The 25,515-nt window shown below is 67.5% G+C and carries 20 protein-coding genes and 1 pseudogene; 10 read left to right on the top strand and 11 right to left on the bottom strand.

Annotated elements, in window-relative coordinates; translation table 11 throughout:
* Positions 1-575 precede the first annotated feature (575 nt).
* The gene (locus HWX25_RS24650) at positions 576-1,544 is read right to left on the bottom strand and encodes a site-specific integrase (protein ID WP_175911055.1); all 969 of its coding nucleotides are present in this window, start codon (positions 1,542-1,544) and stop codon (positions 576-578) included.
* A gap of 43 nt (positions 1,545-1,587) precedes the next feature.
* On the opposite strand from HWX25_RS24650, the pseudogene HWX25_RS33785 reads away from it, so the two are divergent.
* Positions 1,588-1,713: pseudogene (locus HWX25_RS33785) on the top strand (hypothetical protein); the annotation flags it as partial.
* Between the two features lie 228 nt (positions 1,714-1,941).
* Here the strand turns inward: HWX25_RS33785 and HWX25_RS24645 are convergent.
* Positions 1,942-2,307 carry a hypothetical protein gene (locus tag HWX25_RS24645; RefSeq protein WP_059467440.1) on the bottom strand — a complete coding sequence of 122 codons (366 nt, stop codon included), beginning with the start codon at positions 2,305-2,307 and terminating at the stop codon, positions 1,942-1,944.
* A 268-nt stretch (positions 2,308-2,575) separates the two neighbouring features.
* On the opposite strand from HWX25_RS24645, the gene HWX25_RS24640 reads away from it, so the two are divergent.
* The 3 genes from HWX25_RS24640 to HWX25_RS24630 all read left to right on the top strand — a co-directional run bounded on the left by HWX25_RS24640 (position 2,576) and on the right by HWX25_RS24630 (position 6,040).
* Complete coding sequence (locus HWX25_RS24640) at positions 2,576-4,012, top strand: aldehyde dehydrogenase family protein (protein WP_175911053.1); 1,437 nt, start codon at positions 2,576-2,578, stop codon at positions 4,010-4,012.
* Between the two features lie 129 nt (positions 4,013-4,141).
* Positions 4,142-5,332 carry a nitronate monooxygenase family protein gene (locus HWX25_RS24635; protein ID WP_175911050.1) on the top strand — a complete coding sequence of 397 codons (1,191 nt, stop codon included), beginning with the start codon at positions 4,142-4,144 and terminating at the stop codon, positions 5,330-5,332.
* A gap of 66 nt (positions 5,333-5,398) precedes the next feature.
* A complete protein-coding gene (locus HWX25_RS24630) occupies positions 5,399-6,040 on the top strand; it encodes an OmpW family outer membrane protein (protein ID WP_059524231.1) in 642 nt (213 codons plus the stop codon).
* 75 nt (positions 6,041-6,115) lie between these two features.
* On the opposite strand, the gene HWX25_RS24625 is transcribed toward HWX25_RS24630, so the two are convergent.
* Positions 6,116-6,319, bottom strand: a complete 204-nt coding sequence (locus HWX25_RS24625) for a DUF1289 domain-containing protein (RefSeq protein ID WP_027784516.1) — start codon at positions 6,317-6,319, stop codon at positions 6,116-6,118.
* Positions 6,320-6,679: 360 nt separating this feature from the next.
* Here HWX25_RS24625 and HWX25_RS24620 point away from each other — a divergent pair, with 360 nt between their 5' ends.
* From HWX25_RS24620 to HWX25_RS24605, 4 genes are all read left to right on the top strand, one after another.
* Entirely contained in the window at positions 6,680-7,774 is a 1,095-nt protein-coding gene (locus HWX25_RS24620; protein WP_059524232.1) for a polyamine ABC transporter substrate-binding protein, read from the top strand.
* A gap of 86 nt (positions 7,775-7,860) precedes the next feature.
* The gene (gene potA, locus HWX25_RS24615; RefSeq protein WP_059524233.1) at positions 7,861-9,021 is read left to right on the top strand and encodes a polyamine ABC transporter ATP-binding protein; all 1,161 of its coding nucleotides are present in this window, start codon (positions 7,861-7,863) and stop codon (positions 9,019-9,021) included.
* Complete coding sequence (locus tag HWX25_RS24610) at positions 9,018-9,947, top strand: ABC transporter permease subunit (protein WP_059691659.1); 930 nt, start codon at positions 9,018-9,020, stop codon at positions 9,945-9,947. Before potA ends, HWX25_RS24610 begins: the two co-directional genes overlap by 4 nt.
* Positions 9,944-10,765 carry an ABC transporter permease subunit gene (locus HWX25_RS24605; RefSeq protein ID WP_059524235.1) on the top strand — a complete coding sequence of 274 codons (822 nt, stop codon included), beginning with the start codon at positions 9,944-9,946 and terminating at the stop codon, positions 10,763-10,765. Before HWX25_RS24610 ends, HWX25_RS24605 begins: the two co-directional genes overlap by 4 nt.
* A gap of 86 nt (positions 10,766-10,851) precedes the next feature.
* Here HWX25_RS24605 and HWX25_RS24600 read toward each other — a convergent pair whose 3' ends face one another.
* From HWX25_RS24600 to HWX25_RS24585, 4 genes are all read right to left on the bottom strand, one after another.
* The gene (locus HWX25_RS24600) at positions 10,852-12,462 is read right to left on the bottom strand and encodes a DUF3472 domain-containing protein (protein ID WP_175911048.1); all 1,611 of its coding nucleotides are present in this window, start codon (positions 12,460-12,462) and stop codon (positions 10,852-10,854) included.
* Positions 12,463-12,600: 138 nt separating this feature from the next.
* Entirely contained in the window at positions 12,601-13,407 is an 807-nt protein-coding gene (locus tag HWX25_RS24595) for a sulfite exporter TauE/SafE family protein (RefSeq protein WP_059814425.1), read from the bottom strand.
* A gap of 18 nt (positions 13,408-13,425) precedes the next feature.
* Positions 13,426-15,117 (bottom strand): bifunctional protein tyrosine phosphatase family protein/NAD(P)/FAD-dependent oxidoreductase, encoded by a 1,692-nt coding sequence (locus HWX25_RS24590; protein ID WP_059814423.1) that lies wholly within the window; start codon positions 15,115-15,117, stop codon positions 13,426-13,428.
* A gap of 29 nt (positions 15,118-15,146) precedes the next feature.
* Positions 15,147-16,031 (bottom strand): MBL fold metallo-hydrolase, encoded by an 885-nt coding sequence (locus HWX25_RS24585; protein WP_059524243.1) that lies wholly within the window; start codon positions 16,029-16,031, stop codon positions 15,147-15,149.
* A gap of 249 nt (positions 16,032-16,280) precedes the next feature.
* Here HWX25_RS24585 and HWX25_RS24580 point away from each other — a divergent pair, with 249 nt between their 5' ends.
* On the top strand, positions 16,281-17,663 hold the full coding sequence (locus tag HWX25_RS24580; protein ID WP_175911046.1) for a sigma 54-interacting transcriptional regulator: 1,383 nt from the start codon (positions 16,281-16,283) through the stop codon (positions 17,661-17,663).
* 68 nt (positions 17,664-17,731) lie between these two features.
* Here the strand turns inward: HWX25_RS24580 and HWX25_RS24575 are convergent, their stop codons facing one another.
* The 4 genes from HWX25_RS24575 to HWX25_RS24560 all read right to left on the bottom strand — a co-directional run bounded on the left by HWX25_RS24575 (position 17,732) and on the right by HWX25_RS24560 (position 24,701).
* Positions 17,732-18,760: a MerR family transcriptional regulator gene (locus tag HWX25_RS24575; RefSeq protein ID WP_059814414.1), complete on the bottom strand. Its 1,029-nt coding sequence runs from the start codon at positions 18,758-18,760 to the stop codon at positions 17,732-17,734.
* Between the two features lie 123 nt (positions 18,761-18,883).
* On the bottom strand, positions 18,884-20,446 hold the full coding sequence (locus tag HWX25_RS24570; protein WP_175911044.1) for an efflux transporter outer membrane subunit: 1,563 nt from the start codon (positions 20,444-20,446) through the stop codon (positions 18,884-18,886).
* 2 nt (positions 20,447-20,448) lie between these two features.
* Positions 20,449-23,595 (bottom strand): efflux RND transporter permease subunit, encoded by a 3,147-nt coding sequence (locus HWX25_RS24565; RefSeq protein ID WP_175911042.1) that lies wholly within the window; start codon positions 23,593-23,595, stop codon positions 20,449-20,451.
* Positions 23,592-24,701 carry an efflux RND transporter periplasmic adaptor subunit gene (locus HWX25_RS24560; protein WP_175911040.1) on the bottom strand — a complete coding sequence of 370 codons (1,110 nt, stop codon included), beginning with the start codon at positions 24,699-24,701 and terminating at the stop codon, positions 23,592-23,594. Before HWX25_RS24560 ends, HWX25_RS24565 begins: the two co-directional genes overlap by 4 nt.
* Before the next feature lie 191 nt (positions 24,702-24,892).
* On the opposite strand from HWX25_RS24560, the gene HWX25_RS24555 reads away from it, so the two are divergent.
* The gene (locus HWX25_RS24555; RefSeq protein ID WP_059524255.1) at positions 24,893-25,513 is read left to right on the top strand and encodes a TetR/AcrR family transcriptional regulator; all 621 of its coding nucleotides are present in this window, start codon (positions 24,893-24,895) and stop codon (positions 25,511-25,513) included.
* Positions 25,514-25,515 lie beyond the last annotated feature (2 nt).

Here is a 25,515-nt window from a genome sequence, read left to right as displayed (position 1 = left end):
GAAATAAGGTGCATCCTCGGGGCAAACTTCTCCGAATGGGCGGCGCTTCGCTTCGGTATCCGGCCATTCCCCGCCCACATCGCCGACCACCTCGCGCGATCGCCTATTAATCAGTGTTTCCCTAGGAGAGTCGTTAGCCTCTCATCTTCAATGTGGTGTCAGCTTTGAATCGGCGCTCTTCCAGAGTGTCTGGCTACATTACCGCCCATCGATTGCGTACGCGAGGTGGCAGCCGGTAGGTGCATGGTGGGTGCCGCTGATTACCGTGGCTGACATTCAAGCGGTCATCGACAAGAAGCAAGAGAAGTTGGAGGCGTACCGGAAGCGTGCTCAGGACGTGTGGCTTCTTGTGGTACTCGATGGATTTGCCGGCTCATCGGCGGGGACATTGGATGACGCAGTTCGAGTACATAAGTTTGTCAGCCCGTTTACAGGTGTTGTGCTTTTGGAGCACGCAATGGGGAGAGCAAGCACATTGTGTACGAGACCAGAGACCAGCACCTGTATCAGGGGGTAGCGACGCGGGCTGAGTAGTGAGGCGGGCACGCGTAGAGGGGAAGCATGCCCGCGAATCGTTAGCCCAGTTTGAGCGCCAAGTCCTCAGCGCGAAGGTGTGTATAGCGCTGGAGGTGCTTCAGATTCTTATGGCCGGTGATGGCTGCGACCTCCATCACATTCAGCCCTTTCTCAAACAGGCGGCTCGCTGCTTCGTGCCGCAGGTCGTGGAAATGAAGTGTGCCCAGCCCACATTCATCGCGGACACGGCAGAAAGCGTACTTCATGGCGGACTGAGTCAGCTTGAAGACTCGGCCTTTGTGAGGCGGTGGGCACCACGTCAGCGCTTCGATAGCTCGACTGGATAACGGGACCTTTCGGGGAGTTCCATTCTTCGTCATTGGAAGAAAGGCGGTGCGCGCTTCAAGGTCGATGTGTTCCCACCGCAGCTTTGCTATCTCACCTTGGCGCATGGCTGTCTCAATGGCAAGGATGATTGCCGGGGCAATCTCGCGGTTGAAGTCAAGAGCCTTCTCAATTAGCCGCTCGTCGTCACCGGCCATTAGCCGCACGTCACGCGGAAGGGGGAGCTTAGGGCGACGGAAGCCACGCACAGGGTTGACCGTGAGCCCCATCTCCCATTCGTCTATCGCAACTCGGTAGACGGCTGAGATAGCGTCCAGCTCGCGACCTACGGAGCTACCGAGCACTTCCGTTATGCGCCGGTCGCGCCATTCGGCAAGGTGGAATTTGTTGAGTTGGGCGGCCGGGATGGAGCAGAGTTTCTTTTCCTTTCTGAGCAGTCGCTGAAGCGTTCGGCGGTCCCATTCGCTCGACCGCTTTCCGGGCGTAGGATGCTCTATGTACTTCCGGAACAGGTCTCCAACAGTGGGGCCGGTATCAATGACCTTGGCCGCGTGTCCGGGCTCTTGTTCGGCCGCCCAGCGCGTAGCGGCTTCCTCGCTGGCGAAGGTTGCGGAAAGGCTGGGCAGCCCCTTGCGGCGGATTTTGACCTGCCATTTTGTCCCACGCATGGTGATTGTTGCCATTCATGTTCTCCAAGTGATTGATTAAGAACATGAAAGGGGTCTCGTGTCGCACGACCGCGAATTCGTGAGCGGGCTGGCGAACCGGATCATCGAAGTGCGCACGGACGGCACGCTGTTCGACTTCGGCGGGAATTACGAGGAGTTCCTCACGAGCCAGGGGCAGGAGTAATTGCCCCGGGCAGCCATGCCCGATCTGATGTACCGGAAGCCCGCCAGGTGGAAGCCTGGCGGGCTTTTTCGCATCCAGGCCGACCAAGTGAGCGCGTGCCGCGCCAGCCCGGCGGCTCGATGAAGGGAAAATGTCAGGTCGGGCGTGGCGCCCGCGATCACGATTCGACGCGGCGGCACCGTTCCCCGCCGACAGCCGCTTGCACTACCTCGCGCGCCGCCCGGCGCGTCAATCCGCGAGCCGCTTGTCGGCGAGCGCCTTGCAGCAGTCCTCGTACACCCATTGCACCAGTTTCGCCCGGTAGTCGAGATCGTCGGTATCGACGATTTCCTCGACCGCGTCGCGCGCCCACGACGCGTCGACGAAATCGGCGTGCCGCTTTGCGATGTCCTGCGCCAGCGCGGCCAGCTTCGCGATCGCGAGCCAGTCTGACTGCCGGTGGTGGCGGTCGAGCCAGCGGTGTGCGGCCTGCACCTGGAACGACGCATCCGGCCAGGATTCGTTCAGGTAAAACGCGCCGAGATTGCCGCAGGTGAGCCAGCACAGCAGCTCCAGGCGATCTTGCGAGCCGAGGATATGGGGTGCGTCGGTCATGGCAGCGCTCACGAAAGCATCGATTCCGGGTGGCGCGGCCTGCAGCAGCCGGCGCCGATACTAAAAACATAGCACGATGCGGGGCGCGAGGTGCGACCTCGTGACGCGTCGGCGCGGCGCGAATGCCGCGGTGGCGGGAAGCGGGCGTCCGGCGCCCGGTCCCCGTCGTTCGCGCGGGCCGTTCGGCGACGCTCGAAGTCACGTTCGGCGTCGTCGCGGAGCCGCGCCGCACTCGTTAGAATGGCCGTTTTCCGGGAGACAGGAAGCGATGAAAATCTACGATCAGTTCTATATCGACGGCGCATGGCGCAAGCCGGCCGGAACGGGCACGATCGACGTGATCGACTCGGGCACCGAGGCCGTGATCGGCCGGATTCCCGAGGGCGTGGCGTCGGACGCGCAGGACGCGATCCGCGCGGCGCGCGCGGCATTCGACGCATGGGCCGCGACGCCGGCCGCGACGCGCGCGGCCTATCTGCGCAAGATCGTCGAGCGTCTGCAGGCGCGCAGCGAGGAACTCGCGCAGTCGATCACCGGCGAAGTCGGGATGCCGATCAAGCTGTCGCGCGCGATCCAGGTCGGCGGTCCGATCTACAACTGGAAGGCATACGCGAAGCTCGCCGAATCGTTCGAATTCGAGGCGAAGGTCGGCAACTCGCTGGTGGTGCGCGAGCCGGTCGGCGTCGTCGCGGCGATCACGCCGTGGAACTACCCGCTCAACCAGATCACGCTGAAGGTCGCGCCGGCGCTGGCGGCCGGCTGCACGGTCGTCCTGAAGCCGTCCGAGGTCGCGCCGCTCAACGCGTTCATGCTCGCCGAGGCGATTCACGAAGCGGGCCTGCCGGCGGGTGTGTTCAACCTCGTGTGCGGTTATGGCCCGGTCGTCGGCGAGGTGCTGGCGACCGATCCGGACGTCGACATGGTGTCGTTCACGGGTTCGACGCGTGCCGGCAAGCGCGTGGCCGAACTCGCGGCCGCGGGCGTGAAGCGCGTCGCGCTCGAACTGGGCGGCAAGTCGGCGTCGGTGATTCTCGATGACGCCGATTTCGCGGCGGCGGTGAAGGGCACGGTCAACGCGTGCTACCTGAACGCGGGCCAGACCTGTTCGGCACACACGCGGATGCTGGTGCCGGAGGCGCGCTACGACGAGGCGCGCGCGATCGCGAAGGCGGCAGCCGAAGCGTATGTCGCGGGCGACCCGCGTCAGGAAACGACGCGCCTCGGCGCACTCGCATCGGCCGTGCAGCAGCAGCGCGTGCAGGCCTACATCCAGCGCGGAATCGACGACGGCGCGGAACTCGTGACCGGCGGCACGGGCCTGCCGGAAGGGCTCGCGAAGGGCTTCTTCGTCAAGCCGACGGTGTTCGGCCGCGTCGATCCGAAATCGACGATCGCGCAGGAAGAGATCTTCGGGCCGGTGCTGTCGATCATCACGTATCGCGACGAAGACGAAGCCGTGCGCATCGCGAACGATTCGCCGTACGGGCTCGGCGGCGCGGTATGGGCGGGCAGCGACGAACGCGCGATGCGCGTCGCGCGCCGCATCCGCACGGGGCAGGTCGACATCAACGGCGGCACGTGGAACGGCGCCGCGCCGTTCGGCGGCTACAAGCAGTCGGGACACGGCCGCGAAAACGGTGTGTACGGGCTCGAAGAGTATCTCGAATACAAGTCGATGCAGCTCAAGCCGGCGAATCCGTCCTGAGCGTTTCACGCCGCATGACCCGGAACGGCACGCTCGCGTGCCGTTTTTTTATTGACCGCCGTCAAGGTGCGCGCCGGTGGATCCGTCGATCATCGCGTTTCCGATTTCCGATGTTTCGACGAGGTTCAGATGACCGCACGCACTTCCTTCCCGCCGCTCACGATTCGCGGCCGCACCTTGCTGCCCGTGGTGCAGGGCGGCATGGGCGTCGGCATCTCCGCGCACCGCCTTGCGGGCAGCGTCGCGCGCGAAGGCGCGCTCGGCACCATCGCGAGCATCGACCTGCGTCACCACCATGCAGACTTGCTCGCACGCTGTCGCGCGAATCCCGATCGCGCGACGCTGGAGGCCGCGAACCTCGAGGCGCTCGCGCGCGAGATTCGCCTCGCGAAGACCTACAGCGAAGGACGCGGGATGATCGCGGTCAACGTGATGAAGGCGGTGAGCGCGCATGCGGACTACGTGCGCGTCGCGTGCGACGAAGGCGCGGACGCGATCGTGATGGGCGCAGGCCTGCCGCTCGATCTGCCCGATCTCACGCAGGGTCATGACATCGCGCTGATCCCGATCCTGTCGGACAGCCGCGGGATCGCGCTGGTGCTGAAGAAGTGGATGAAGAAGGGGCGGCTGCCCGACGCGATCGTGATCGAGCATCCCGCGCATGCGGGCGGCCACCTCGGCGTCACGCAGATCGACGACATGCACGATGCGCGCTTCGATTTCGCGCGCGTGCTCGACGAGACGGCACAGGTGATGGCGTCGCTCGGTCTCGCGCGCGACACGATCCCGCTGATCGTCGCGGGCGGGATCAACAGTCACGACACGGTGCGTGCGGCGCTCGCGGCCGGCGCGAACGGCGTCCAGGTGGGAACGCCGTTCGCGGTGACGGAAGAGGGCGATGCGCATCCGAACTTCAAGCGCGTGCTGGCCGATGCGCTGCCCGAGGACATCGTCGAATTCGTCAGCGTGACGGGGCTGCCGGCGCGCGCGGTGAAGACCCCCTGGCTCGATCGCTACCTGCGCAACGAAACGCGCATTCGCGACAAACTCGGCGCGTTCAAGCAGCGCTGCCCGACCGCGCTCGAGTGCCTGAGCGTCTGCGGACTGCGCGACGGCATCGAAAAGTTCGGCCATTTCTGCATCGACACGCGGCTCTCGGCCGCGTTGCGCGGCGACGTCGCGAACGGCCTGTTCTTCCGCGGCCGCGAAGCGCTGCCGTTCGGCAACGCGATCCGTAGCGTGCGCGATCTGCTCGACCTGCTGCTGACGGGCTGTGCGACGGAGCCTGCGACAAACCGTCCAATGTTTACGCTGGCTTGACGGATATCAAGACGACGCAAAGACCCTACATGGAGAATGGAATAAATTCTACAAGGGGTCCGTACCATGCATAAAACGATTCGAACATGCATCACCGCTGCCGCCGTGGCGGCGAGCCTCGTCACGCTGCCCTCGCTGTCGCACGCGGCGTCGGCGGGAGACGGGATCAACCAGGGTGACGTCCTGGTCCGGCTGCGCGCGATCAGCATCCAGCCGAACGAGCGCGCGAGCGATACGCTCGGCGCGATCAATACAGGCGTGAACAACGCGATCGTGCCGGAACTCGACTTCACCTACATGATCCGCGACTACCTGGGCGTGGAGCTGATTCTGGGCACGTCGCGGCACCAGATGACATCGAGCCTCGGCAATCTCGGCGGCGTGGGCGTGCTGCCGCCGACGCTGCTGCTGCAGTACCACTTCAACCATGCCGGCAAGGTGCGGCCGTACGTCGGCGCGGGCCTGAACTACACGTACTTCTACAACAACGGGCTCAACGTCGGCGGGGAAGGCGTGTCGATCAACAAGAGCAGCTTCGGTCCCGCGCTGCAGTTCGGCGTCGACGTGCAGTTGACGAAGAAGGTGTTCATGAACGTCGACGTGAAGAAGATCTGGATGAGCACCGATGCGACGCTCGGCGACAAGGGCATCGGCACGCTGCACATCGATCCGCTGATCGTCGGCGTGGGCGTCGGGATGAAGTTCTAGACGCGAGCGAAAAAGAACAGAGTTGGGGTTGGCGGCATGGCAGTCGGCATGCCGCTCTTTTTTTGTGCGGCGGATTTACAGCTTGTCGTACTGAAAGCGCATCGCGGTGCCTTCGCGCGTGATGCGCTCCCACACCGCGCGTTTCTCGTCGTCGCTCAGGAACACCCAGTTCGACACTTCGCCGGCCGTGCGGCCGCAGCCCTTGCAGACTTCGTCGAAGAGGGTCGAGCACACGCCGATGCAGGGGCTGTCGGGCAGGTCGTGGAGGTTGGAGGCCATCGGAAGGGTTCGCGCGTTGAATCGTCAGGGCGTCATTTTAATGCATCGCGACGACGCGCCCCGGCCGCGATCCCGGCGGCGCGACGGCCACCCGTCCGGACGGTTTCGCGGCCGCCTTCTTTTCCTGATGGACAGACGCCGATTACCCGATAGAATTCCCCCGGAACGCCCCGCTGCGCGGGCCGCTCGAGCGGCCAGCGGCGGCAATCTGTTCCGTTTGCGCGACACCGGCATGATTTTTTTGTGACGGAGCGCGAATGGTGGTAGCGTTCGGGGTTTTCGAGGGGCGGCGTGCCGGGATGCGCCGCCATGACGAGGCAGACGGCAGCCGGACACGGGTCCGGCCGGAGGGAGAACGGGATGAAAGCAAAGGTAGTGGGCCGGTTCGCAGCGCTTGCGCTGTGCGTGGGTGCATCGGCGGCGGCGGCGAAGGATACGCAGCTCAATGTCTATAACTGGTCCGATTACATTGCGAAGGACACGATCCCGAACTTCGAGAAGCAGGCGGGCGTCAAGGTTCGCTACGACAACTACGACAGCGACGACACGCTGCAGGCGAAGCTGCTGACGGGCAGCTCGGGCTACGACATCGTCGTGCCGACCAGCAACTATGCGGGCAAGCAGATCGCGGCCGGCATCTTCACGCCGCTCGACAAGTCGAAGCTGCCGAACCTCAAGTACCTCGATCCGCAACTGATGGCGCTCGTCGCCGGCGCGGACCCGGGCAACAAGTATTCGGTGCCCTGGGCGTACGGCACGACCGGTCTCGCGTACAACCTGACGAAGGCGCAGCAGGCGCTCGGCAAGGTTCCGCTCGACAACTGGGACATCCTGTTCAAGCCGGAAAACATCTCGAAGCTGAAGACCTGCGGCGTGTCGGTGCTCGACGCGCCGGACCAGATGTTCGCGGCGGCGCTGCACTACATCGGCAAGGATCCGATGAGCACGAACCCGGCCGACTACAAGGCCGCGATGGAAGTGCTGAAGAAGATCCGCCCGTACATCACGCAGTTCAACTCGTCGGGCTACATCAACGACCTGGTCGGCGGCGACATCTGCTTCGCGTTCGGCTGGTCGGGCGACGTCGTGATCGCGAAGCATCGCGCGATCGAGGCGAAGAAGCCGTACAAGGTCGAGTACTACATTCCGAAGGGCGGCGCGCCGGTATGGTTCGACGTGATGGCGATCCCGAAGGACGCGAAGAACAAGGACGCCGCGCTGCAGTGGATCAACTACATCGAGGATCCGAAGGTGCACGCGGCGATCACGAACGCCGTGTACTACCCGAGCGCGAACGCCGAGGCACGCAAGTATGTGCGGCCGGACGTCGCGAACGACCCGGCCGTCTACCCGCCGGCCGACGTCGTGAAGACGCTGTTCCTGCTCAAGCCGCTGCCGCCTGAAATCCAGCGTCTGCAGACGCGTCTGTGGACCGAGCTGAAATCGGGCCGCTGAAGCGAGCCGGAGCAGGCCAGCAGTCATGAAGCCCCTGGTGTCCCCGGGGGCTTTGTTCGTCAAACGCAGGAGAGAAGCAGCACATCATGAATAGCCAGTCGGGTGCGCCGGTCGCGGGCGCGCCGTCCTTCGTTCCTTCGTCCGGCGCCGATGCGCGCGCCGAGAACTTTGTCCAGATTGTCGACGTCGTCAAGAAATTCGGCGAGACCGAAGTGGTACGCAACGTGAACCTGACGGTGCGCCAGGGCGAGCTGTTCGCGCTGCTCGGCAGCTCGGGTTCCGGCAAGTCGACGCTGCTGCGCATGCTCGCGGGTCTCGAGACGGTCACGTCGGGCAAGATCCTGATCGACGGCGAGGACCTCGCGCAGATGCCGCCGTACAAGCGGCCCGTGAACATGATGTTCCAGTCGTATGCGCTGTTCCCGCACATGTCGGTCGAATCGAACGTCGCATACGGCCTCAAACAGGAAGGCACGCCGAAGGCGGAGCTGAAGGAGCGCGTCGCGGCGGCACTCGAGCTCGTGCAGATGAGCAAGTACGCGAAGCGCAAGCCGCACCAGCTGTCGGGCGGCCAGCAGCAGCGCGTCGCGCTCGCGCGTTCGCTCGTCAAGCGCCCGAAGGTGCTGCTGCTCGACGAGCCGATGTCGGCGCTCGACAAGCAGATCCGCCAGCGCACGCAGATCGAACTCGTCAACATCCTGAACAAGGTCGGCGTCACCTGCATCATGGTCACGCACGACCAGGAAGAGGCGATGACGATGGCGAACCGGCTCGCCGTGATGAGCGAAGGGCAGATCGTGCAGATCGGCTCGCCGAACGAAGTCTACGAATATCCGAACAGCCGCTTCTCGGCCGAGTTCATCGGCTCGACCAACCTGTTCGAAGGCGTCACCGTCGAGGACGAACCCGACCACGTGTACATCGAATCGCCGGAGCTGCCGAGCCGGCTGTACGTGAGCCACGGGATCACGGGCCCGCTCGGAATGCCGGTCACGGTGTCGGTGCGCCCCGAGCGGATCGCGCTCACGCGCAAGCCGCCCGAGGGCGCGTTCAACTGGGCGCGCGGCAAGATCACCAACGTTGCGTACATGGGCGGCTATTCGCTGTATCACGTGAAGCTCGATGCGGGCAAGACGGTGATCGCGAACGTGTCGAGCCTCGCGATCTCCGAGCTCGACACCCCGTCGCTCGGCGACGAGATCTACGTGCGCTGGAGCGCGACCGCGGGCGTGGTGCTGACGTCATGAGCACGCTCAAGTCCCTGCTTGCATGGCCCGTGCGGCGCTTCAACCTGACCGGCGGCTCGGCGGTCGTCGCGGGGCCGTATACGTGGCTCGTGCTGTTCTTCCTCGTGCCGTTCGTGCTGGTCGTGAAGATCAGTTTCGCGGAGCTGCAGCTCGGCATTCCGCCGTATACGGAACTCGCGTCGTACGCGGACGGCGTGGTGCACATCGCGCTGAACCTGTCGCACTATGCGTTCCTGCTCACCGACAGCCTGTATTTCGCGACCTACGTGAATTCCGTGGTGGTCGCGGCGATCACGACGCTGCTGTGCCTGCTGATCGGCTATCCGATGGCGTATTACATCGCGCGTTCGAACCCGGCGACCCGCAACCTGCTGATGATGGGCGTGATGCTGCCGTTCTGGACGTCGTTCCTGATTCGCGTGTACGCATGGATCGGGATCCTGAAGAACAACGGGCTCCTGAACAACTTCCTGATGTGGATCGGCCTGACCCATACGCCGATCGAGCTGTACCGCACGAACTACGCGGTGTACATCGGGATGGTGTATTCGTACCTGCCGTTCCTCGTGATGCCGTTGTACGCGCACCTCGTGAAGATGGACCTGCGCCTGCTCGAAGCCGCGTACGACCTGGGAGCCAGGCCGTGGAGGGCGTTCGTGCAGATCACGCTGCCGCTGTCGAAGAACGGGATCATTGCGGGCTGCCTGCTGGTGTTCATTCCGGCGGTCGGCGAGTACGTGATTCCGGAACTGCTCGGCGGCGCGAACACGCTGATGATCGGCCGCGTGATGTGGAATGAGTTCTTCAACAACGCAGACTGGCCGATGGCATCGGCCGTGACCTGCGCGATGGTGCTGCTGCTGCTCGTGCCGATGGCGATGTTCCAGCACTTCCAGGCGAAGGAGCAGGAGGGCCGCCGTCGATGAAGCCGAATCGTTACCTGCAGTTCGCGGCGCTGTTCGCCGGTTTCGCGTTCCTGTACATCCCGATCATCAGCCTGATCGTCTATTCGTTCAACGAGTCGAAGCTCGTCACCGTGTGGTCGGGCTTCTCGTTCCGCTGGTACTCGGCGCTCGTGGAGGACGACGAACTGCTGACGGCCGCATGGCTGTCGCTGAAGATCGGCGTGCTGACCGCGTTCGCGTCGGTGTTCATCGGCACGTGGGCTGGCTTCGTGCTCGCGCGGATGGGCCGCTTTCGCGGCTTCGCGCTGTTCAGCGGGATGATCAACGCGCCGCTGGTGATTCCCGAGGTGATCCAGGGGATCTCGCTGCTGCTGCTGTTCATCGAGCTGGCGAAGTGGATCGGCTGGCCGGCCGAGCGCGGCGTGTTCACGATCTGGCTGGGCCACGTGATGCTGTGCATCTCCTATGTCGCGATCATCGTGCAGTCGCGCGTGCGCGAACTGAACCCGTCGCTCGAGGAAGCCGCGCTCGATCTGGGCGCGACGCCGCTGAAGGTGTTCTTCACGATCACGCTGCCACTGATCTCGCAGGCGCTGATCGCGGGCTGGCTGCTGTCGTTCACGCTGTCGATCGACGACCTCGTGCTGTCGGCGTTCCTGTCGGGCCCCGGCTCGACGACGTTGCCGCTCGTCGTGTTCTCGCGCGTGCGCCTCGGCCTGAACCCGGAGATGAACGCGCTCGCGACGCTGTTCATCGTCGCGGTGACGGCCGGCGTGGTGATCGCGAACTTCGTGATGCTGCGTCAGGAGCGCAAGCGGATGATGTCGTTCGCGACCTGACGCGCGCACGGCTGTCGTCATGAAAAACGCACGGTGCCGACGTCGAGTCGGACCGGGCGTTTTCCTTATGTACCGCGCCGAGGCGCTCAGTATGCGAAGCTCTTGCCGGGCGTCTTCCACACTGCCGTGGCCATAGTGCAAGCCTGCAGCGTCGCGGCGCTGCCGGCCGGCGCGAGGCAGCGGCCGGTGGCCTGCGACACGAGTTGCGCTGTGCCCGGCAGCGTGCCGGCCTTCACCTGCCACTGCTGGCTCGCCGTGCCGGGCACGCAGGTGCGCAGCAGCGCGCCGTTGGCCGAGCCGGGCGCCTGCGCGGTGAGGCAGTAGCTGTACTTGGTCTGCAGCGTGCCGTCGCCGGCCACGACCCACAGTTGCGGATTGAAGTGCGTGCCGCCGGATGCGCGCACCGACGCGAGCGTCGGGCATGCGCCGAGCGTTGCGACGCTGCCGTCGGTCAGGCCGCCCGACGCCGTCAGGCATGCGCCGCCGCTTTTCACGAGGCCGGCGGCCGATTGCTGCGGCCCGCCGATCAGCGTGGCGACGCCATTCGCTTGCGACGCGGTCGCATAGCTCGCCGGACACGACTTGTTGACCGTGACCGAGGGTGCCGGGACCGACACTGCGTTGCCGATCGCGTCATACGCGCGAATGCTGAACTGCGCGTCCGTATGCGCGATCGACGCGCAACTCGTGCGGCTCGAGTTCCAGTCGAAATATTCGACCCACTGGCTGATCCAGCCGACGGGCACCTGCGTCTGCGTGGTGCCGACGTAGATGCTGCCGATATCGAAGCTGTCGCCGGTTGTACCGTTCGTCACGTCGGTCACGTTGCTCTTGAACCAGCCGGGGCCCTGGCTCGTGTCCGGCGTGATGCGGAACCGGTACGTGTGGCCCGCGTGCCATTCGTAGCGATAGCGGCATTGCGCGCCCGCGCTGCCGTCCGTCGCCGAACCGCTGACCGTGCAATAGCTTCCCGCGCCGATGCCCGCGCTCGCGGGCGTGCCGGGTTTGGCGGCGGTCGCGCCCCACAAGCTGAACAGGAACTGCTTGCCGACGCCTTCGCTGGCCGACACCAGCTCGGTCGACTGCAGGCCGGTATAGCCGTTGAGCGAACCGATCTGGTTCGACCAGAAGACGTTCGAGTTCGGGCCCGGGTCCGTTGCCGGCGTGATGAACAGGTCGAGCGTGCCGACGCTGCGCACGGACGACGGGAACCACGTGTTGCTGTAGAGCCCAGGTGTCGAGCCGAAGAAACCGGATAGCGTTGGCGCGGTGGCGGCCGTCAGCGTCGCGAGCCCTGCGGCCGTATCGGCCGTGATCGTGAAGCTGCGCGCGCCTGCCGGCGGCAACGCCGCGACCGGCGGCACACCGAGCGTGAAGCCGAGCGTGCAGGTGCCGCCCGCCGGCACCGTCATGCCCGACAACGCGATGCGTGACGTGCCGTCGTCGGTGAGCGTGCCGCCACACGTGCTGGTGAGGCTGCTCGCGCTGAAACCGGATGGCATGCCGATGAAGAGCCCGGCGGCAGCGGGCGCGGTGCCGGTGTTGGCGAGCTTGAGCGTTGCCTTGTCGGTTCCGCCGACCGACGGGGAGAGACTGGCGAGCGTCAGCGTCGCCGTATAGGCGGATGCGGCTAGCGCGGTGAGTGGCGTCAACAGCAGTGCGGCAAGTGCCGCGCTTCCTCGTTTACCGATGTGCATGACCGGACTCCATTGTTCTTGTTGGTGTCGACGCGCCGGGCAACGGCGCGCGGGGAGTCTAGCATGCGGCTCGCGGCGGTTTTGCGACGGCGTGGGCGGCTCCGGCGCAGGACGCGGAGGCGATTCCCGCGCCCCGGTTCACGCGCCGAACGCCGCCTTCGCCAGCAGCCCGAGCGCGACGCAGACGAGCACCGCGGCGAAGCCGGCCTGCACGTGCCGCGCGGACAGGTGCCGGGACGCATTGCGTCCGATTGCCATGCCAATCGCGGTCGCGACCGTGAACCACAGCATCATGTCGAGCGGCGCGCGCGTGCCCGACACGAGCGTCGCGAGCACGCCGCCGGTTCCGACCAGCGCGATCACCATCAGTGATGTCGCGACCACGCCGTGCATCGACACGTTCGTGAACTTGCGCAGCATCGGTACGATCACGAAGCCGCCGCCGACGCCGAGCAAGCCCGTCATCAGCCCCGTCACCGCGCCGGTCGACGCGAGCGCGAGCCCGACCGGCCAGGACCATACGAGGCGGCCCGTATCGGGATTCACGCGGCCGACGCACAACCGCGATTCGTCCGCGTCGCCGGAGGCGTGGCGCAGTGCCTGCCGCAGCAGGCGGCTCGCGACGACCAGCATCGTCAGCGCGAACAGCGCCAGCAGCACGCGTTGCGGCAGCACGTGCGCGAGCTTCACGCCGAGCGTCGTGAGCGGCACGCCCGCCACGGCCATCAACAGCGCCGCGCGATAGCGCACGAGCCCGCGACGAAACCCTTCGAGCGCGCCGAGCGCGGCACTGCCCGCGACCGCGACGAGCGCGACGGGCGTGGCCTGCTGCATCGGCCAGCCCATCCCGACGACGAGCGCGGGCACCGCGAGAATGCCGCCGCCCGCGCCGGTGAGGCCGAGCACGGCGCCGACGAGGCTGCCGAGTACGAGGGAAATCAGCATGGTGTCATCGGGTTCCGGTCAACGTGCGATCGCGGGCTTCGCGAGCCATTCGCGGCCCTTGAGCATCGCCTTCCAGTAGAGCGGCGGCAGCAGGCGCTCCTTGAGCAGCCACGCGAGCCGGGACGGACGCCGGCCGTCGATCAGCCACGCTGGGAAGGTCGGCGCGACCTTGCCGCCGTAGAGGAATTCGGCGAGCACGATCTTGCCGCGCTCGACGGTGAGCGGGCACGACCCGTAGCCGTCGTACGCGGCGTCGCCGTGTGCGCGGCCCAGCGACGCGAGCACGTTGTGCGCGACGACGGGCGCCTGCTTGCGCGCGGCCGCGGCGGTTTTCGCGTTGGTCGTGTTGGTGACGTCGCCGAGCGCGAAGATGTCCGCGAACTGCTTGTGCCGCAGCGTCGCCGGATCGACGTCGATCCAGCCGGCCGCATCGGCGAGCGGGCTCGCGCGCACGAAATCGGGCGCCTTCTGCGGCGGCACGACGTGGATCATGTCGAACGCGCGCTCGACGGTTTCCGTGCCGCCGTCGGGCAACGCGCGCCGGAACGTCGCGCGCCGCGCGGACCCGTCGATCGCGACGAGGTTGTGGCCGAACGACAGCGCGATGTCGTAGCTTTTCACGTACTCCATCAGCGCGGGCACGTAGTCGGCGACCCCGAACAGCGCGGCGCCCGCATTCAGGAACTCGACGTTCGCGGCGCCGAGGCGGCCCGTGCGCCGCCAGTGATCGCACGACAGGTACATCGCCTTTTGCGGCGCGCCCGCGCACTTGATCGGCATCGGCGGCTGCGTGAACAGCGCGTTGCCGCCGCGGAACGCCTGCACCAGTTCCCACGTGTACGGCGCGAGGTCGTAGCGATAGTTCGACGTGACGCCGTTGCGGCCGAGCGTTTCCGCGAGGCCGTCGATCGCGTGCCAGTCGAGCTTGAGCCCCGGACACACGATCAGCTTGCGGTAGCCGATGCGCCGGCAGCCATCGAGCACCACGGTGTGCGCGTCGGGCTCGAAGCCGGCGACGGCGGCCTGGATCCATTTCACGCCGCGCGGCAGCAGGTCGACGATCCGGCGCGCGGTCGTGTCGGGCCGGAACACGCCCGCGCCGACCATCGTCCAGCCGGGCTGGTAGTAGTGCGTCTCGGCCGGGTCGATCACCGCGATATCGAGCGATGCGTCGCGCGCAAGCAGGCTCGACGCGACCGCGACGCCGGCCGCGCCCGCGCCGACGATCACGATGTCGTGCCGCGCGTCGACGGCCGGCGCGGCCTGGCGGCCGTCCTGCGCGAGTCCTTGCGCGGAACCTCGTGTGAGACGCGGCGCGAGCGCGGCGAGGTCATAGCCGGCCGTGGCGGCGATCGCGACGATGTCGCCGGCCGGACGCCTGTCGGCCTGCGACAGCGCCCACAGCGTCGCCGAGCGCGTGCCGCTGCGGCAGTATGCGAGTACCGGGCCGGCGAGCGACGCGACGAGCGCGTCGAACTGCCGGGCCTGATCGTCGGTGACCTTGCCGGTATCGACGGGCAGGTAATGGACGGCGATGCCGAGCGGCGCGGCGGCGGCGCGAATCTCGGCGACGGTCGGCTGGTCGGCGCCTTCGCCGTCCGGGCGGTTGCAGACGATCGTGCGGATGCCGGCCGCGTGGAGCGCGGGCAGGTCGGTCGCGGCGATCTGGGGCGAGACCGACAGCAGGTCGGTCAGCGAACGGATGGTCATGTCGGGGGTTCTCCGGTCGGGGCGGCGGCTCAGATCGCGTCGAGCGGGATCTTCAGGTAACGCACGCCATTGTTTTCGGGCTCGGGCAGGTGGCCGGCGCGCATGTTGACCTGCACGGACGGCAGCATCAGCACGGGCATGTCGAGCGTCGCGTCGCGTGCGGTGCGCATGGCGACGAAATCGTCCTCGGTCACCCCGTCCTTCACATGCACGTTCGCGCGGCGCTGCTCCGCCACGGTCGTCACGAACTGCACGTCGCGGCCGCCCGGCTGGTAGTCGTGGCACAGATACAGGCGCGTGTCGGGCGGCAGGGCGAGCACGCGCGCGATCGAGCGATACAGTGTGCGTGCGTCGCCGCCCGGGAAATCGCAGCGGGCGGTGCCGTAGTCGGGCATGAACAGCGTGTCGCCGACGAACGCGGCACGCTGCGTCGCGTCGTCGACGCAGTAGGTCAGGCACGCGGGCGTGTGGCCCGGCGTGTGCAGCGCGCGAATCGTCAGCGCGCCGAGCGCGAGCGTGTCGCCGTCGTCGAGCAGCCGATCGAACTGGCTGCCGTCCTGCGCGAAGCCCGGGCCGGCGTTGAACAGCGTGCCGAACACGTGCTGCACGCGGCGCACGTGCGAGCCGATCGCGATCTGCCCGCCGACATGCGCCTTCAGGTACGGCGCGGCCGACAGATGGTCGGCGTGCACGTGCGTTTCCAGCAGCCAGTGCACGGTCGCACCGAGTTCGGCGACGCGCGCGATCAGCCGGTCGGCGCTGGCGGTGCGCGTGCGGCCCGATTTCGGGTCGTAGTCGAGCACGCTGTCGATCAGCGCGCACGCGCGGCTGGCGGTGTCGAGCAACAGGTAGCTGACGGTATGGGTCGCCGGGTCGAAAAAGCCTTCGACCGACAGCATGGGGGCATGGCTCACGGGTTGTCCTCGATCGGGTTCTGCATCTGCAATTGGCGATTCCATGTTCAAGAAGCATGCCAATCCGCGTCGCGACGCCGGACGATGTGGCAGGTACTTGATTCGGCTCGGATTTCTGGCCCGGCCGCGGTGCGCCGCGGGCGCGGCCGATGGGGCATCATCGAAGTCGACTGCCATATATGGCAGTGCTGTGGCAGAATTGGCAGTCGATCTGGCAGTCCGACTGTCCATCCATTCCCGAGCCGCCTCATGAATCCGCACGACACCATTCCGATCGTTCCCGCGCCGGCGCGCGACGTCATGCCCGACGTGCGCGCGCTCGTCGCGTATCTGGAGCAGGATCCGCAGCCGATGATCGTCGTCGATCCCGAGTACCGCATCCTCGCGGCGAACGATGCGTACCGGCGCCAGTTCGGCGTGGCAGGTGTCGAGCACGTCGGCCGGCGCTGCTTCCAGGTCTCGCATCACTACGACGTGCCGTGCGATCAGGCCGGCGAGCATTGCCCGATGAAGCAGGCGCTCGAGTCGCGCAGCCTGAACCGCGTGCTGCACATTCACCATACGCCGCGCGGCCCCGAGCACGTCGATGTGGAGTTGCGGCCCATCTTCGATGCGCGCGGCGACGTGATCGCGTACGTCGAGCGGCTGACGACCGTGCGCAGCGCGTCCGCGCAGCCGAGCGCGGAAGGGCTCGTCGGTGGCGCCGACGCGTTCAATGCGGCGCTCGGCGCGCTGCAGCGCGTCGCGCCGTCGATGCTGCCGGTGCTGCTGCTCGGCGAATCGGGCACCGGCAAGGAATTGTTTGCGCGGGCGCTGCACGAGGCGAGCGCGCGCGCGATGGGGCCGTTCGTGGTCGTCGACTGTTCGGGCATCGCCGAGACGCTGTTCGAGAGCGAACTGTTCGGCTACGAGAAGGGGGCGTTTACCGGCGCGAACCAACGCAAGCCGGGCCTCGTCGAGACCGCGCAGGGCGGCACGCTGTTTCTCGACGAGATCGGCGACGTGCCGCTGCCGATGCAGGTGAAGCTGCTGCGGCTGATCGAGTCGGGGACGTTCCGGCGCGTCGGCGGCGTCGAGGCGCTGCGCGCGGATTTCCGGCTCGTCGCGGCGACTCACAAGCCGCTGCGCGAGATGATCGACGACGGCCGGTTCCGGCAGGATCTCTACTACCGGATCAACGCGTTTCCGATTCCGCTGCCGCCGCTGCGCGAGCGGCGCGGCGACGTCGCGCTGCTGGCCGAATCGATCCTGCGGCGCATCGCGAACGCGCGTGCCGGCGCGGGCGATGCGAGCGCGCGGCCGTTCGTGCTGACCGAGCATGCGCGTGCGTGCCTCGACGCGTATGCATGGCCGGGCAACATCCGCGAGCTGCGCAACGTGCTGGAACGCGCGTGCCTGTTCGCGGACGACGGGATGATTCGCGTCGAGCATCTGCCGGCCGAGCTGGTCGCGGCGTCGGCCGCGTCGCACGCGCATGCGGTGGACACGCGTGGCGTGTCGGACGCGGAACTCGTGCGGATTGCCGGCACGTTCGACGGTACGCGCAAGCAGCTGGCCGAGCACGTCGGGTTGAGCGAGCGCACGCTGTACCGGCGGATGAAGGCGCTCGGGCTCGGCGTGCGCGAGCGGTGAGCGGAAGCCGGCGCGCTCGCGCGGGCGGCGCGTGAAACCACCACGCACAGCCCGCGGGGGTTACGCCGTCAGCGCGCCGGCGCAAGCTGCGCCATCGCCTCGCGGATGAAACCGAGCAGCGTGTCGTCGACCCACGAATCCTTCGTCAGCGCCGGCTCGGTCATCATCGCGTGCCGGAATTTCGCGTGCGTGGCCGGGTCGTTGCCCGCATAGCTGCGGAACAGGTCGAGCCAGCGTTGCGCGAGCGCGCGGCCTTCCGGCGAATCGGGCCGTGCGCCCGTATCGATTGCATCGCGCACGTCGCCCATCAGTTGTGGCCATTCCATCGCGTGTTTGCCGAAGTGCGCGCGCATGAAGCGGATCTCGTCCGGGGCGAGATACTTCTCGAAGATCCGCATCTTCGTTTCCGAGGACGCGCGCAGCACATAGTCGCGCAGCACGGTCGAGATGCCGAGTTTCGACTGCATCGCCGGTTCGCGCTCGTGCATCAGGTTCAGCTTCGCGAGCAGCCGCGGATCGTTGTTCGTGTCGCGCACGAGCAGCGCCATCCAGCGGCCGGCGAGCGCACGCACGCGCTCGTCCTCGGGCGGCACGCCCGCGTCGTGCAGCGCACGCACGTCGGCGACGAGCGCGATCCATTCGGCGTCGCCCGCCTGGCTCTTGCGGTACATCGGCAGACGCGCGAGTTCTTCCTCGGAAAAATATTTGTCGTACACGGTCATCAACTCCAGTGTGGTGAGCCAATCGGCCAGTTCCGGCTCGGTGCCCGCGGCGAGTTGCGCGTGCAGGTGCACGAGCCGCTCGCGCAGCTGCGCGGCCTGCGCGAGCTGGTGGTCGAGCGACGCGATCTGCTTCGCGACGAGCTCGACGAGCGGGGTGCCGGGCTGGTTCAGGTAGTCGCCGATTTCGGCAAGCGACAGTCCGAAGCGACGCAGGGCCTGGATCTGGTGGAGCCGGGCGATGTCGTCGCGGTCGTACAGACGGTAGCCGTTGTCGGCGCGCGCCGAAGGCGTCAGGAGGCCGATCGCGTGATAGTGATGAAGCGTGCGGACGGTCAGGCCGCTGCGTTTCGCCAGTTCTCCCACTTTCAGCCGCATGGTGTCCTCCGTTCGGTGCGCACACTGGAGTCTCGAACGTTACGCTACGTGAGGGTCAAGCGGAAGATCGCGGATCGGCGCGCGGGGTGGTTCCGCGCGCCGTGCGTCCGGGGCAAGGGCGCGTTATTGCGGTGACGGCGGCGCGGCGGGAGCGCCTTGATCCGCGTTGCCGGCGTGGCCTGCCGTGCCGACGTTCCCGGCCGTCGCTGCCTTGCCGGCCGCGTCGACCGGCGGCGTGCCCATCGCCTGATAGAGCCGCGCGGTATCCGCGAAGCGTGCGCCGGTTGCGCGAATCTCGTCGAGCCGCGCGTTGCGGTACTGCAGCTCGCTCGCGCGCGCCGCCGACGGCGGCAACGCGCCGAGCCGCACGCGGGCGGCCGCATCGTCGTACGCGCCGCGCGCGGACAGCGCGGCCCGCGACGACGCGTCGAGCGCCTCCGCGTCGTGCTCGAGCGCGGCGAGCGAATCGGCGACGTTCTGGAACGCGCTCAGCACGGTCTGCCTGTACTGGTCGACCGCGGCTTCGTAAGTGGCCTTCGCCGCACGCCGCTGCGCGAGCAGCGCGCCGCCGTGAAACAGCGGCTGGCTCAGCGACGCCCCGACATTCCAGATCGCGCCGGCGCCCGACAGCATCGTCGGCCAGCTGAAGCCGCCTTTGCCCATGGCCGCCGAAAGCGACAGCTGCGGGAACAGCTGCGCGGTCGCGACGCCGACTTCGGCGGCGGCCGCCTTCAGCCCCGCGTCGGCGGCCTGGATGTCGGGGCGGCTTTGCAGCAGGTCGGACGGCACGACCACGGGCACCTGCGCGGGCAGGTGCAGATCGGCGAGCGTGAGGTCGGCGGGCGGCCGGTCGGGCGTGCGGCCGACCAGCACCGCCAGCGCGTGGCGCGCCGAGTCGCGCTGCTGGCGCAGCGCGGGCAGGCTCGCGGCGAAGGTGTCCGCGCTTTGCCGTGCGTTCAGCGCGTCGCTGTGCGACGCCGAGCCGAGCGCGTAGCGGCGTTGCGCGTCGTGCGCCTGGTCGTTCGCGAGCGCGACGAGCCGTTCGGTCGTCGCGATCTGCGCATTGAGCACCGACACCGTGATCGACGCGGTGACGATGTTCGCGGCGAGTGCCCGACGCGCCGATTCGAGCTGGAACGCGCTGACGTCGACGCGTTTCGCGAGCGCGCGGTTCGCGAAGCGCGACACGCCGAACAGGTCGATCGTGTAGCTCGCCTGCAGTTGCCCGACGAACGTGTCGTACAGCAGCGTCGGCGCGCCGAGCGCGGGGATCGGCACGCCGAGTGCACGCTGGCGCGTGGCCTGGGCGCCAGCGTCGATTGACGGCAGCATCGAGCTGCCGATCTGCCCGCGCAACTGCTCGCGCGCGGCATCCAGCGAATGCGAAGCCGCGCTGAGCGTCGGGCTGTTGCGCAGCCCTTCGTCGACGAGCGCGTTCAGCGCATCGGAGCGGTACTGCGTCCACCAGTCGGGCACGGGCTGCGCGCCGACCTCGAACTGCTGCGCGACGCCTTGCGCGGCGACGGTCTGCTGCACTTGCGGCGCGGCGCCGTAATGCGCGGGCGACGGCATCGCGGGCGGCTCGCCGCTCGGCGCGAACCATGCGCAGCCGGCGAGCGGGCCGGCGAGGCTCGCGGCCGCGAGCGCTCGCGCGGTCTTCGTTTTCAGGTTCATCGACAGTTCCATGATCAGGCTCCCGACGGGGCGGCAGGCGGGCCGTCGTGCGGCGGGCCGTCGCGCGGGTCGCGTTCGTCGCGCTTCACGCGGAACCACGCGGCGTACAGCGCGGGCAGGTAGAACAGCGTCAGCACGGTCGCGCTCGTGATCCCGCCCATCAGCGCGGTCGCCATCGGCCCGAAGAAGTTCGAGCGCAACAGCGGGATCAGCGCGAGCACGGCGGCCGCGGCCGTCAGCGTGATCGGGCGGAAGCGCCGCACGGTCGCGCCGACGATCGCGTCGAAGCGGCCGTGGCCGGCCGCGATGTCCTGCTCGATCTGGTCGACGAGAATCACCGAGTTGCGCATGATGATCCCGAACATCGCGATCACGCCGAGCATCGCGACGAAGCCGAACGGCTGCCCGAACAGCAGCAGCGTGCCGACCACGCCGATCAGCCCGAGCGGTGCGGTCAGCACGACCATCAGCACGCGCGAGAAGCTCTGCAGCTGGATCATCAGCAGCGTGAACACGGCGATCGCCATCAGCGGCATCTGCGCGTTGATCGACGTCTGCGCTTTCGCGCTTTCCTCGACCGACCCGCCGATGTTGATCTGGTAGCCGACCGGCAGTTGCGCGCGCAACGCATTCAGCTTGCCGTCGATCGCATGCGTGACATCGATGCCCTGCGCGCCGGCGCGCACGTCGGACTGCACGGTGATGGTCGGCTGGCGATCGCGCTCCCACACCACGCCGTATTCGAGCGTCGGCGTGAAGCGGCCGAGCGAGCCGAGCGGCACGGGGCCGTTCGGCGTCGGCATCGCCAGGCCCGCGAGCTTCGCGGGATCGACGCGATCGGGGCGCGGCGCACGCAGGTCGACCGCGATCAGCTTGTCGCGTTCGCGATACTGCGTGACGGTCGTGCCGGACAGCGTCATCGCGAGGAAGCTCGACACGTCCTGCGACGTGACGTTCAGCGCGCGCGCCTTCTTCTGATCGAGCTCGAAGCGCACCGAGCGCTCGGCCGGCTCATCCCAGTCGAACTGCACGTTCATCGTGCGTGCGTCGCCGCGCATCGTCGCCGCGACCTTCTCGGCGATCGAGCGCACCGTCGCGATGTCGTCGCCGCTCACGCGGAACTGCACGGGGTAGCCGACGGGCGGCCCGTTCTCGAGCCGCGACAGGCGCCAGCGCACGGCCGGGAAGCGGTCGCGCAGCGTGGTCTCGAGCCACGTCGCGAGCTTCTCGCGATCCTCGACGGATTTCGCGGTGACGACGAACTGCGCGAAGTTCGGCAATTGCAGTTGCTGGTCGAGCGGCAGGTAGAAGCGCGGCGCGCCGCTGCCGACGAAATTCACCGAATGGTCGATCTCGGGCCGCTTGTCGAGCACCTTCTCGAGGCGTTCGGTCTCGCGCAGCGTCGCCGCGAACGACGCACCTTCGGGCAGCCGCAGGTCGACCAGCAGCTCGGGGCGATCGGAGCTCGGGAAGAACTGCTGCGGCACGAGCGAGAAACCCATCAGCGCGACGACGAAGAGGGCGCCGGTGATCAGCAGCACGACGAAGCGGCGCTCGATGCACCAGTCGATCCAGCCGCGCAGGCGCGTGTAGAAGCGCGTGTCGTAGATGTCGTGCTCGTGATCGTCCGGCAGGTGCGCTTCGTGCGCGTGCTTCTTGCGCTCGGGCAGCAGGTGGTAGCCGAGCAGCGGAATCAGCACGACGGCCGCGAACCACGACGCGATCAGCGCGATCGCCGACACCTCGAAGATCGAGCGCGTGTACTCGCCGGTGCTCGATTTCGCGAGCGCGATCGGCAGGAAGCCCGACACCGTGACGAGCGTGCCCGTCAGCATCGGGAACGCGGTGCTCGTGTACGCGAACGCGGCGGCGCGCGCGCGGCTGTAGCCTTGTTCGAGCTTCACGGCCATCATCTCGACCGCGATGATGGCGTCGTCGACGAGCAGCCCGAGCGCGAGCACCAGCGTGCCGAGCGACACCTTGTGCAGCCCGATGTCGAACAAGTACATGAACAGGGCCGTGACGGCGAGCACCACCGGAATCGAGATCACGACGACCATCCCGGTGCGCAGGCCGAGCGACACGAGGCTCACGACCAGCACGATCGCGACCGCTTCTGCGACCGCTTCTAGGAAGTCGTCGACCGAATGCGACACCGCATGCGGCATGCTCGACACCAGCGTCAGCTTGAGGCCGGCCGGTAACTGCGCCTGCAGGTCCTTCGATTCGGCGTCGAGCGCCTTGCCGAGCCGGATCACGTCACCGCCCGGCTGCATCGTCACGCCGATGCCGAGCACGGCATGGCCTTGGGTGCGCATTTGCGTGACGGGCGGATCGTCGTAGCCGCGCTTCACGGTGGCGAGATCGCCGAGCCGGAACGTGCGGCCGTTGATGCGGATCAGCGTGTCGGCGATCGCGGCGACGTTGTCGAACTGGCCGCTCGGCCGCACGAACACGCGATCGTCGGCGGTCGTGAGCACGCCGGCCGACGAGATGTCGTTCTGCGCGTTGATCGCCTGCCCGAGCTGCTGCGGCGAGATGCCGAGACGCGTGAGCTGCGTGTTGTCGGCCTCGATGAAGATCCGCTGGTCGGGGTCCCCGAAGTAGTCGACCTTGCCGACGCCAGGCACGCGCAGCAGCACCGTACGCAGCTGGTCCGCGTAGTCGTGGAGTTGCGCGGGCGTGAAGCCGTCGCCTTCGAGCGTCCAGATGTTGGTGTAGACGTCGCCGAACTCGTCGTTGAAGAACGGGCCCTGTACGCCGGGCGGCAGCGTGTAGCCGATGTCGCCGACCTTCTTGCGGATCTGGTACCAGGTCTCGGGCACGTCCTTCACGGGCGCCGAATCCTTCATCGTGAAGAAGATCAGCGATTCGCCGGGCCGCGAATAGCTGCGCAGGAAGTCGATGGCCGGCGTTTCCTGCAGCTTGCGGCCGATCCGGTCGGTCACCTGTTCCTGCACCTGCCGCGCGCTCGCGCCGGGCCAGAACGTACGGATCACCATCACGCGGAACGTGAACGGCGGGTCTTCGGATTGCGCGAGCCGCGTGTACGCGAGGATGCCCGCGAGCGTCGCGAGCGCGATCAGGTAGACGACCAGCGCCTGGTGGCGCAGCGCCCATGCCGACAGATTGAACCGGCCTTCTTCGCGGGGGCCGCTCATGACGCGAAGTCCTCCGCATGCAGCGGTGCGATCGGCCGCACCTTCTCGCCCGCGCTGACCGTGTGCACGCCTTGCAGCACGACGCGCTCGCCAGGCTGCAGCCCGCCCGACACGGTGACGGTGCGTTCGTTGAAGCGCGCGACGTCGACGCGGCGCAGTTCGAGCGTGTCGTCCTTCGTGCGCACGACCCATACGGCCGGATGCGGCCCGTCGTGGAACAGCGCGGTCGCGGGCAGCGTGATGCTCGGCGCGTTGCCGGCAATCGGCGCGCCGTCGAACGCGACAGTCGCGGTCATCCCGAGGCGCACGGCCGGATCGGGCGCGGCGAGCGTGAGCTTCACGCGGTAGGTGCGGCTTTGCGGATCGGCGGCCGGCGCGATTTCGCGCACCTTCGCGTCGAACCGGCGGCCCGGCAGCGACGGCAACGTCACGCTCGCCGCGTGCCCGGGCGCGAGCGACGCGAGCGCGGCCTCGGGCACGTCGCTGACGACATCGACGTCGCCCGACCACGCAAGCTGGTAGACGGCCTGGCCGGCCGATACGTTCTGGCCGGTGTCGGCCTGTTCGGCGGTGATGGTGCCCGCGTGGTCCGCGACGAGCGTCGCATAGCGGAGCTGGTTCTTCGCGAGCGCGAGTTGCTGCTGCGCCTGGTCGCGCTGCGCGAGCGCGGACGTGTAGCTGTTCTCGGTCTGTTCGAGCTGCGCGGTCGCGATCAGGTTCTCGCGCGCCTGCGCGCGATCGCGGTCGAGCTGCTGCTTCGCGAACGCGAGGCCGTGCGATGCGGCATCGAGCTGCGCCTGCGCGCTCGCGGCGTTCTTCTCGACGTCGGACGGATCGAGCAGCGCGACGGCCTGGCCGGCCTTGACGGTGTCGCCGAGCCGCACCTTGCGTTCGACGATCTTGCCCGCGATGCGGAACGACAGCGGCGTCGCGTAACGCGGCTGGATCTCGCCGGGCAGCATGGCGGCCGCCGCGGCGCCGTCGGCGTGCGCGGGCAACGCGACGACCGGGCGCGGCGCGGGCGGCGCAGCTTCCTTCGGGTGGCAGGCGGCGAGGACGAGCGCGGTGCCGATCAGCAGCACGGCGCGGGAACCGGAGCGATTCACGAAACCCCCAGATGAGGTGAGAACGGAGCGAAGCCGGCAAGCGCGGCGGGCGCTTGCCCCGAGTGGCGCCGGCCCGGCGCGCACGAACACAGTCGAACGAGGTCGTTCGGAAACTGTGGCGGATTCTAATACACACCTGTATCTGAATGCAAAGATGAATCCGAAAGGGAGTTGGTGCTAGACTGCGCGCCATGAAACCACAGCGCTTAACTCGCGAGCAGAGCAGGGACCAGACGCGCGAACGTCTGCTGAATGCCGCGCACCGGATTTTTCTGAAGAAAGGCTATGTCGCCGCGAGCGTCGAGGACATCGCGGCGGCGGCCGGCTATACGCGCGGCGCGTTTTATTCGAATTTCCGCAGCAAGTCGGAACTGCTGCTCGAACTGCTCGAGCGCGACCATGATTCGGTGCGGGCCGATTTCGAGGCGATCTTCGAGGTGGGCGGGCCGCGTGAGCAGATGGAGTCGATGGCGCTCGCGTACTACCGGACGCTGTTTCGCGACGACGAATATTCGCTGCTGTGGGGCGAGGCGAAGCTGCAGGCGGCGCGCGACGCGAAATTTCGCGTGCGCTTCAACCAGTTCCTGCACGGCAAGCGGCTGCAGATGGCCGAATTCATCCAGCGCTTCGCCGAGCGCGCGGGCACGCCGCTGTTGCTGCCGGCCGAGACGCTCGCGTTCGGGCTGATGTGTCTGTGCGATGGCGTGCAGTCGTACTACACGGCCGATCCGCAGCATGTTTCGGCCGACGTGGCCGAATCGGTGCTGGCGGGGTTCTTCGCGCGGGTCGTGCTGGGGCGCGCGCCGGACTGAGC

It is taken from the genome of Burkholderia sp. BCC1640, assembly GCF_902833125.1.
Taxonomy (GTDB): Bacteria; Pseudomonadota; Gammaproteobacteria; order Burkholderiales; family Burkholderiaceae; genus Burkholderia; species Burkholderia diffusa.
This window is presented reverse-complemented; position numbering and strand designations above follow the sequence as displayed.